This is a genomic window from Staphylococcus sp. HMSC34C02 (genome assembly GCF_001838705.1).
Taxonomy (GTDB): Bacteria; Bacillota; Bacilli; order Staphylococcales; family Staphylococcaceae; genus Staphylococcus; species Staphylococcus borealis.
Genome location: NZ_KV838590.1, coordinates 1 through 219, shown reverse-complemented (window position 1 = coordinate 219; position 219 = coordinate 1). Strand labels below are relative to the sequence as shown.

At 45.7% G+C, this 219-nt stretch carries 1 tRNA gene; it reads right to left on the bottom strand.

Annotation, left to right across the window (positions count from 1 at the left end):
• Positions 1-54: 54 nt before the first annotated feature.
• Positions 55-128 (bottom strand) — tRNA-Pro (locus HMPREF3239_RS08545).
• Positions 129-219: the final 91 nt, after the last annotated feature.

The window sequence follows — 219 nt, the reverse complement described above, 5'->3', positions numbered from 1 at the left end:
AGGCGCTCTCCCAGCTGAGCTAAGCCCCCATATTGTATTTAAATAAAGTTCCTATCGGGAAGACAGGATTCGAACCTGCGACCCCTTGGTCCCAAACCAAGTGCTCTACCAAGCTGAGCTACTTCCCGTATGTAATTAAATAATAAATAAAATTTAAATGGCGCGCCCGATAGGAGTCGAACCCATAACCTCTTGATCCGTAGTCAAACGCTCTATCCA